Genomic DNA, 10,196 nt, shown 5'->3' with positions numbered 1-10,196 from the left:
ACGCGCCATTCATTTTCATGGCCTTGCTCGCCAGAGACATGATCCTTCCAGGTTTGGTCTGCAACGATGTCGAGGTTCGGGTAATAGTGAGCGTTTAAACCGTCGGAGTTCGCTGCAGAAGCTTGCGCACTTAGGCGGCTGGCAATGAGGTTTTGGTTATTCGCTAGTGCGAGTGTTGTGGCGCGTTCATTGCTTTCTGGCAAGTAGGTGCTGTCTATTTGAGGACGCACTAGATTTGAGGGGCGCGTTCCGGTCAACTGAATGTAGCTGGTCTCCGCGTCGCGCAAATTATTGCGCGCAGCCAGCAAATTGGCTTTAACGCGTGATAGGCGACCTTTCATTTGTGTTAGATCGGCCTTGTCGGCAACACCTTGTTTCTTGCGCGCCTCTACCAAGTCGTATGTATTCTCGTGCAATTTTAGGTTTTCAACCGAAAGGCGAACGACATCTTGTGCATTTAGAACATTGGTATAGGCGCGGGCGATTTGTAATGAAAGCTGCTCCGCTTGAGCGAGACTTTGATAATAGTTAGCCTGCATTGCAAAGTCGGCACGGTCATATTCGTTGGTGTTCGCAAAGCCTCGAAACACAGGAATTGTTAATTGCAGCTTGGCTTGAGCGCGCGTTTCATTGGTATCTGATGTCGAGCCGACACGATCAATGTCTTCTTTTCCGGTATCTGCTGTTAGATCTAAGCTCGGTAGGAAATTACCTTGCGCGGAATCGAGCTCGGCGCGCGAAGCATAATAATTCTGCACCGAGATCGCCATGTCGGGGTTGGTTTGAATCGCATCAAATACAACCTGCTCTAGGTTGTCTGCGAAGGGAACCTGATAGGCTAGAAGCCCTGCAAGCATGACACTTAGCTGTCTTGTCCGCTTCATTCGTTTGTTTCTCCTTGAAACTCATCTTTTCTTTCTGTTCTGTTTCGCTCTAAAGCGCGATTAACTGACGTAAAGTCGCGTTCAATGTGTTTGCTTTCGTTGGCTTATTATCTCTGCAGTACGCGCAGCAATGGCTTCATAATGTATTCAAGTACTGTTCTCTCTGCAACGCTGATATCGACCGTTGCTTGCATGCCAGGGATGACGTTTAAGCGATTCTCCCCTTCGCCAAAGTACGATTTATCGACATGTACTTTGACAATATAGTAACTGTTGCCGCGTTGATCGGTAATGGAGTCGGCGGAGATGGTCTCAACTTTGCCATCCAAACCACCATAGACCGCAAAGTCAAAAGCGGAGATTTTCACTTTGGCATATTGATCTCTGCGTACAAACCCGATGTCTTTGGGTTTTACTTTGACCTCAACCAGTAACTCGTCTCCAATTGGTACGATATCGATTAATTCAACACCTGGCCGTGCAACACCACCGATCGTATTCACATAGAGTTTTTGAATGACGCCATCGACTGGTGAGCGCAGCTCGGTACGGTCAACGCTCGCCTCGGTGACGGTTTGCTTGCCTCGTGAAATATCTAAACGTGTGCGGACTTCTGACAACTGTTGCTGTGCTTTGGATTTAAACGCAGCGATGACGCTTTGTTCTTCTCCTTTCAGGCGTTCGACTTCTGATTCAAGGGAGGGTATCTGGTTTTTGGTTTGATTCACCTCAGTTTGTGCACGGCTTAATTGTTGTTTGATGTCGAGCACAACCGATTCCGATACTGCCCCCATTTTAAGCAGAGGCTCGTTCATTTTGAGCTGCTGTTGGATCAACTTGACTTGAGTTTCTTGATCTTCTTGCTGCTGTTTAGCGGACACAAGCTCTTGCCGCGCTTTACTCGCTTTTAGATGAATGTCGTCAATTTGTTTGTGCAGCTCGTCTTGACGTACTTTATAAAGTTGTACTTGTGTCTCTACAAAGCGCTTATTCTGATTTGCCATCTCTGGGTCAAAGTCGGGGGACATTCCCGCCACTTCCGCGGCAAGTCGCACTTCTTCGGCAATGAGTGACGAGGTTTCCGCGACCGATTGTGCCAGTGCACCGCCCGCTGAGGTGGCGTCTAACTCCATAAGTAGATCACCCGCTTTAACGGTTTGTCCCTCGCGGATATAGATGTCTTTGACTATACCACCGTCCAGATTCTGAATGACTTGCGTGTGGCTGATAGGGATCGCTTTGCCTTGTCCACGGACGATCTCATCAATACTTGAGAAATACGCCCAAGCGGCAAGCACACCAACCATACCGAGTAGTGCCCAAAGGATCACTTGCGCGACTTTCGGGGTTCGCATTAGCTCACCTTGCGACGCATCCGTTACAAAGTTGAGATCTTGCTGATTCAGCTTCTTCAGCTGATTTTTGGAGAGGCTCATGCTACGCCTCCATCATTATCTGAGTGGGCGGCTGGCTTTCCAGCAAGACGATCGAGGATATCTTGTTTCGGGCCATGCATGAGTATTTCGCCATCGTCCATGACTGCGATTGAATCGAGCAAACTTAGAATGGCCAAGCGTTGAGTGAACACAATAATCGTTTTATCCGGAGCAAGCTTGCTTAAACGCGCGATAAGTCGGCGCTCTGAATCTTGATCTAAGGCACTTGTGGGCTCATCAAAAATGAGAATTTTTGGATCTCGCAGCAGTGCTCGCGCAAGTGCAATACATTGACGTTGGCCACCAGACAACATGCGTCCGTTCTCGCCAGTCTGACGGTTCAAGCCCTCAGGGTGGGTTGCCGTAAATTCTAGTACACCCGACATTTCTGCGGCTTTCAAAATTTGCTCGTCGGTCGCGTAGGGGGTTCCCGAGGCGATATTGTCGCGAATCGAACCCGAGAAAAGTGTTGGTTGTTGCTCTACGCAGCCAATCATCGCCCGCAAGTCGCTCGGATCGAGTTGTCGAATGTCGAGCCCATCGAGTTTGATGACACCTTCTGTTGGCGTGTAAAGCCCCATTAATAAGCGCAGCAGTGTGGTCTTTCCGCAACCAATACGTCCGATCACCGCAAGGCGACTTCCGGCGGGGATATTCAGATTGACGTTCTTTATGACCGACACGGTCTGCTCGGGAAAAGCCATGCCGACGCCTTCCAACTCAAAGTGTCCTTCAGTTTTGTCGCGTTGCAGATATTGCTTGTCTGGGTCGCGCTCAATAGGCATCTCCATGATTCGGGCAATACCTTCGTAGGCTTCTTTGGTTTGACCATACCGAGCAATTAAACCTGCAACCTGAGCCATTGGCGCGATGACTCGCCCTGTCAGCATACTGGCGGCAATCAAGCCACCCATGCTCAGCTCGTGGTTAGATATCTCGTAAACGCCCACAATGAGCAGCGCCACGGTGGTCATTTGTTGAATGAAACCGGAGGTGCTGGTGCCGATGGTTGAATATAAGCGAGAGCGGTTACTCCAGTACGATGTTTCGCCAACGTTTTGTTCGTATTTACGCTGGTTGAGCCCTTCCATACGATTGCTTTTGACGGTTTCTAGGCCATTCAGCGTTTCAATCAACAAACCGTTTTTAACCGTAGAGGCACCATAACTGTGGGAGATGGATTCATCGACAGGCCGACGAATCAACACCGTGATAACGAGAATCAACACCACCGAAACAATGGGTACGATCACCAAGTTGCCGCTAAAGACGTAAATGGCAAGCAGAAAGATAATGACAAACGGAATGTCGACCAGAGTGCTCATGGTCGCAGAGGTGATAAAGTCTCGAATACTTTCGAACTCGCTGACCATTTTTGCAAAAGAGCCGACGGAGGCCGGGCGATATTCCAGTTTGAGCGCTTGCACATGCGCAAAAATCTTAGAAGAAAGAATAACGTCTGATTTGCGTCCAGCGATATCAAGAAAGTAAGTACGTATTAACTTTAGAAGCAGGTCAAAGAAAAAGATAATGCCGATACCAATGGAGAACGCCCATAGGGTATCGAAGGCCGAATTTGGTACAACTCGGTCGTACACATTGCGTACATAAAATGGGCTAGCGAGTACGAATAGGTTAATCAGCACCGAGGCAATAATAACGTCGCGGTAGATGGGGAAGGAGAGCCTAAGCGTATCCCAAAACCAATGCTTACCGGCCTCACCAGTAACGAGTCGGCGCTCTTTATCAAATTGGTATTCTCGCTTGATGAAGAAACAAAATCCGGTGTAAAGCTCTTTCAAGCTGTCGATTTCCATCTCGACTTCGCTCAAACCTGCTTCGGGCCGAATGATGGTGGCTTTGTTGGTCGCGTTATCAAGGTGGGTTAACACACAGGCATGACCGTTGTGCAGAAGTAAAATTGCTGGCAGAACCTCAGGGACGATCGCATCTAAATCCCGATTTAAGAGTCTGGCAGTCAGCCCTGCTCGTTCAGCAGCACGAGGCAGCAGAGTCGTAGTGAGTTTGTTGTCCTCCAACGGGAGGCCTGCGGCTAGCGCAGTCGCTGTCACTGGCTTATCGTAAAGCTTGGCAACCGCAACAAGGCAGTCGAGCAATGGATCAAAGTGCGTGCGTTCAGGCGAGCCGGTATCCCAGCTAGCCTTCTGCTCGTCCATTTTCTGTTCCGTCATTTAATCTCCTAAACCTTACAGCCTAAATGGGTGGCAAGGTGTCATCGTCTGGTTTCGGTACCAGGCTATCCATATGTGAGCTAGAGCTGCCAGCCATCGAGTCATCATGTGCCGATGCCGCAGCATCATGCGCGGCGTTATTGGAATCGTCTGAACTCGCGTCTTTACCTGCAGCATTGGCGTCTTTGTTGTCTGGATCTGCAAGTGCTTTTGCATCCGCTTTCTCTTTGTGATGTGCGCTTAGATGGTCTGCAATCATGTTCTGCAGTGCATCGTTCGATTCATTATCGGCCGCTGAACCAAACACTTTTGAGGCCCTCTCATCAACTTCCGTTCCCATGGAGCCTGTATGGCTCTGTTTGAGATCGTGAAGCCGACTAAAGTCGACGTCATTTACTTCTGCTGACTCGTCAAATGCAAGCGTAATTGTTGGAATCGTAAGATCATCGACGACAGATTCATCGGGTTCGTCATTTTGAGTATTTGTGACAGGTGCCAAAGACATATCCTTTACCGCAATATGTTCAACGTAATGCCCACTGTGGCCGTGTGTCGCCTGCGCACTCAAATGCACTTCCACAAGCATCTGAGTCGCTGCGACACCACCTTGAGTAATCACAAAATGCTCAATAACATCTCCCGTTACACCGGTCCCAGTTTTATGCACGCCAGAATCTGGAGCCCCAGTGTTATAGGTCACTACACCCGTATTTGGATCGACCGAGAGCGAGCCATACTGCCCGTGCTCTGAGTGTTCTATTGCTCCTGTTTTAGGGTCTTGAACACCCCAGTTTCCGCTTGATCCCGTAGGACTCACCAGCGTTGCCGTCATACTCGTACCTCCGCCACTTAGCCCCGTAATCGTCGGAGGAGCGGTCATATCTGGTGTCACTTCAATATTCAGAACATTTTGAGCAGACTCGCCAACGGTACTGCTTCCTCCGGTGTCGACTACACGATAAGTCATAGGTGGCACGCTGCCGGTAAAGCCAGAAGCGGGATCAAATACATAATGCCCGTTGCCCTCTATCGTTAACGTCCCTACACCAGCAATGGTGTATGGGTTTCCGGGTGTTACCGCAACATATTGACCATTTGCTGTATCATGGATCTGAATATCGTGTAACACGAGATGCGCGTTGCTATCTGAATCGGTCGCGGCCGCGCTTGTTCCTTGGTCAGTGTCAGCGCCCGTAATAACATTGCCTTCAATCGCCCCGCTATGCTGTTTCCCTGAATCACTAAAACTGTGCAATACCGGGGCGTCAGCACTACCTTGCACATCAATGGTGAGGGTTTGCGTCGTCGTTGTTCCGTCTGTTGAGGTTGCCGTGACCGTAAATGTATCGTGGACGGTTTGACCCTGCTTCAAATCTTGTACATTTTGTTGGCTGTTATCGAGCGTGTAAACCCAGTGCCCATCCGCTTGCAAAGTAAGGTGACCATATTGGCCTGCCTGATTATTCAGTGGCGTTAACGAAGAAGACTCGCCAGCATCCGGGTCTTGCGTAGCGAGCACTCCAGAGACAGCGACTTTTGGTCCATCTTCTGTTACCTGGCCTGACGTGTCGCCCGTAATAACAGGCCCATCATTACGCCCTGTCAGCGTGATTTGAAAGGTTTCAGTCGCGATATTCCCTGCTTTATCTGTAACGTTAAAGTTAAATGTTTCTTGTTGGTGCTCATTCAGGCTCAGTGCTTGCGCCCGAGCGTCGGGCGTATAGGTGTAAGAGCCATCAGCGTGGATCACGAACTTACCGTAGTTGCCCTGTTGTTCGCCGAGCCCTCCGGTCACTTGAACACCGGTTTCGTCATCAACAATCAGGTTGCCATGAATGCTGGGCTGATCTTCATTCATGCTGGCATTGTTATCTTGCTCGGTGGCCACGGTGTCTTTGATAATCGTGTCAGTCGAGGTTGCAGTTGTGCCGTCATGACTGGTCGCATGCGCCGTCACGGTGAGTGTTCCGTCTTTTAAGGCAGAAAGGTCTGCGATTGTTTGATAAGTGCCATCTGCAGCAACGGTGATATTGGCCTTGTCGACGGTGACCGTTGTTGTGCCATCGGTGATATCAATGCGCTCTAGTGTTGACGCTACGCTCGGGTCGAGCGTACCTGATATAGCGGCCGCACCAGATTCGCTGGCATTCAAAACATTGTCCGCAGTATCAGCTATATCAACATTTACGATCGGTGTATCTGCCACAGCTGCTAAGGACATGGATGCAGAGGTAGCGACTGTCGCGCCCTGTGGGTCTTGTATATCGTAGGTGAAACTGACCGCCCCGTTGTAATCAGGATCGGGCGTGAAGGTATACGTTCCGTCTTTGTTGTCTGTGATCGTGCCGTGGTCTGCACTAAGGTTATGCACACTTAGCTGTACTGTTTCACCATGATCAACATCCGAAGCATTGGCCAGCAGTTGTGCCTCAGTTAACGTGACTGCAGTATCCTCTGTGCCGGCTGCTAAAGTCACACTCGATGAAACTACTGGGGCATCATTCGAACCATTGATCGTGACGGAAACCACATGGACGGTGCCGTCGGCACTGGTCACGGATATTCTGTCCTCCAGGTGTTCATTGACACCCAAGCGCTGCACTGCCTGATTACTGTTCTCCAGGCTGTAACTCCACTGTCCAGTCGCATCAACACTGAAGTGGCCGTATCTGGTTGCAGCACCCGTTTGAGTCTGGAAGTGATCTTCACCTGAATCAATATCGGTAATCGTCAGCTGACCACTAGCGGTCAGGGAGGTGTCTTCGGTGACGGTTTGTGCCGACACGCCTGCAATCGTCGGCGCGTCATTGCTGCCGTTTACCGTCACCTCAAGCACATGCGCAGTGCCGTCAACAGAGTGAATCGTCAGCGTCTCTTTAAAGGTGTCGCCGTCACCCAAGCTGTTTATGTTTGAGTTGTCATTGTCGACTTTGTAGAACCAGCGGCCATCGGCATGCAAGATGAATTGCCCAACGCCTTTGTCACCGGCGACCCATGAGCCGGTAGCTGCTGCGCCGCTGCCATGCACTGTGCCCGTCGGCGTAAACTGGTTTTGGGCGGTACCATCTGGGTCGACAACACGAACCAGGTTTTCTGCGGTATGTAGGCTTCCTGACGAATAAACGTGTTGGTCTTCATTCAATATTTGTTGATTTGGGGTCGTGTCGGTAATCACAGCCGCGTCAGGCGTGCCGGCTAAAGATATCGTGGCTTTTGCAGCAGAAGAATCAGCCAATCCATCGTTTACTGTGTACCCAAAGTGAACATCACCATTCACATCCTGGGCCGGTGTAAACACGAGTTTACCAATATCGGCTGTGGCTATGTCTTGGCCTGCCGTTACTGCACGCCCATCCAACGATAACGCACCCTCGGCCGGATCGGGCAGGGTGGTGATGGTGATATGGTGCATCGCGGCGCCAAAGTCTGCGTCGTGAAAGCCAAAGTCGGCGGACTTGAATGTGTATGCAGTGTCTTCCGTTCCACTAAGGGCGACGCTCGTAATGGTTGGCGCATCGTTGCTACCATTGATCGTTATATCAACCACTTTGGTTGTGCCATCGGCTGAAGTCACGGTCACATGGTCGGTCAAACTCATATTGACGCCCAGCGCTTTGACGACCGGATCGGTGCCGCTAAGCGTGTAGGTCCATGTACCGTCGGTTCGCATATCGAGCGTGCCATGAGCCCCGGCCAAACCACTTGCCGCTTTGAACGACGCCTCACCAGCATCTACATCGCTTATTGAGATTTTACCGCTTGCACTCATCGCTGACTGGTCGGTCACGGCGCCGGTGGCGGCTCCAATAGTGGGTGCATCGTTGGTACCGGTAATCGTGATCGTGAGGTTTTGAGTGTCAGTCGCACCCGCCGAGTCCGTAACTGTCACGGGAATAGTTAGGGTTTGTGTCTGACCATCGGGCAGCGACTGGTACGCGGCATCCTTGGGATTAAAACTCCAGCTACCATCGGTATTTAATTTGAACCCGTCGACAGAAGACGCAGGGGCATAGCTCAAATGGTCGCCACTATCTGGGTCTGTAGCGGTCAACTGGCCCGTTGCCTGCTGTCCGTCTTCATCGACAGTCACAGAAGCAATCGGGTTTAAGGTCGGGGCGTCATTGGTGTTGTTCACGACTAGGTTGAAGGTCGTGCTGACTGTAGCGCCCTGGCTGTCCGTCGCGGTGACCGTCACCTGTGTGGTTCCGACATCCGAGTTCTTTGGCGTGCCGGTGAAGGTACCTGTCGCAGGATCGAAGGTTGCCCAAGACGGAGTGCCGGAGGCACTGAGAGTCAAGCTGTCAGTCGCATCGACGTCAGAAAATGTGTCGACCGGCAAGGCAAACGTGAATGATGCGTCTTCATTGGCCGTTTGCGTCGTCACAGCATTTGCAACCACTGGAGCGTCGTTTGTGCCTTCAATGGTCACCGTAATCGTATGTCGCGTTCCATCAGCACTCGTCACCTCAAGGCTGTCGGTGAGCGTTTCTTTAGCCCCAAGCTCTTGGATGGCAGTTTGCGCGTTGTCTGCGGTATACATCCACTGTCCGGTCGCCGTGATTGCGAATTCTCCGAGGGACGCATTACCAAGCACATTCATCTGTTCGACAAACCTGGCTTCACCCGCATCTGCATCGGTGATGGTGAGCCGCCCGCTCACCTCTAAAGTTTTAAATGAAGAGACATTCTGGTCTTCTGTAACCGCGCCTGTATCTTGACCCGAAATAACAGCCGCATCGGCCACAGCTGCAAAGGACATAGATGCAGAGGCAGCGACCGTCGCGCCTTGGGGATCTTGTACATCGTAGGTAAAGTGAACAGCCCCGTTGTAGTCTGCTTCGGGAGTGAAAGTGTAGGTACCGTCTCTATTGTCTGTGATCGTACCGTGATCTGCATTAAGGTTATGCACACTTAACTTTGCTGTTTCACCATGATCAACATCCGAAGCGTTAGCCAGCAGTTGTGCTTCAGTTAACGTGACTGCGGTATCTTCGGTTCCTGATGCTAATTTGGCGTCACCACTTACGATTGGTGCATCATTGGTTCCCGTAACCGTGATATTGATTCTGTGCGTCGTACCATCGGCGGACCTGACTTCATAAATCACATCTCGGGTTTCACCCTCTTTCAGCGCTTGAAGCGCAGAGTTGCCGTTGGCAACCCGATAATCCCAGTTTCCGTGACGATCAATATGCAACTCCCCTTGAAAAGGGTCGCTGATGACTTTTTCGTTTCGAACCATCGGGTTTGTTGCAATGAAATGGTCTTGCCCTGCATCCGGGTCAGTGACAGAGAGGGAGCCCATTACCTGGATCGACTGTGCCGAGTCATGCCCAACATTGCGGTCTTCGGTGATAGAGCCCGTATCTTGGCCGGTAATGACAGCCGCATCCGCTACCGCTGCCAAATCCAGCGAAGCACTCGCTGCCGTACTGCCACCATGAGCATCTTGTACTTCGTAAGAAAAATGCACCGCCCCGTTGTAGTCTGCTTCGGGAGTGAAAGTGTAGGTACCGTCTCTATTGTCTGTGATCGTACCGTGATCTGCATTAAGGTTATGCACACTTAACTTTGCTGTTTCACCATGATCAACATCCGAAGCGTTAGCCAGCAGTTGTGCTTCAGTTAACGTGACTGCGGTATCTTCGGTTCCTGATGCTAATTTGGCGTCACCACTTACGATT

4 protein-coding genes are annotated in these 10,196 nt (G+C 50.8%); all 4 read right to left on the bottom strand.

All coding sequences use genetic code 11. The annotated features are described in order from the left end of the window. Nucleotides 1-884: TolC family protein (locus A3750_RS07955; protein ID WP_068548151.1), on the bottom strand; the 884-nt coding region annotated here is incomplete at its 3' end. Nucleotides 885-991: 107 nt separating this feature from the next. Beyond that, nucleotides 992-2,320: an HlyD family type I secretion periplasmic adaptor subunit gene (locus A3750_RS07950; RefSeq protein WP_068464648.1), complete on the bottom strand. Its 1,329-nt coding sequence runs from the start codon at nt 2,318-2,320 to the stop codon at nt 992-994. After that, the gene (locus A3750_RS07945) at nt 2,317-4,512 is read right to left on the bottom strand and encodes a type I secretion system permease/ATPase (RefSeq protein WP_082873232.1); all 2,196 of its coding nucleotides are present in this window, start codon (nt 4,510-4,512) and stop codon (nt 2,317-2,319) included. Before A3750_RS07945 ends, A3750_RS07950 begins: the two co-directional genes overlap by 4 nt. Nucleotides 4,513-4,534: 22 nt before the next feature. Beyond that, on the bottom strand, nt 4,535-10,196 hold a 5,662-nt coding region (locus tag A3750_RS07940), incomplete at its 5' end, for a VCBS domain-containing protein (protein ID WP_156498483.1).

Source organism: Oleiphilus sp. HI0079, from assembly GCF_001635105.1.
The sequence above is the reverse complement of the archived record's forward strand: the minus strand, read 5'-3'. Positions and strand labels throughout refer to the sequence as shown.

Coding starts and splice junctions, on each gene's coding strand:
- A3750_RS07950 (WP_068464648.1), bottom strand. CDS start 2,320: ATGAGCCTCTCCAAAAATCAGCTGAAGAAGCTGAATCAGCAAGATCTC.
- A3750_RS07945 (WP_082873232.1), bottom strand. CDS start 4,512: ATGACGGAACAGAAAATGGACGAGCAGAAGGCTAGCTGGGATACCGGC.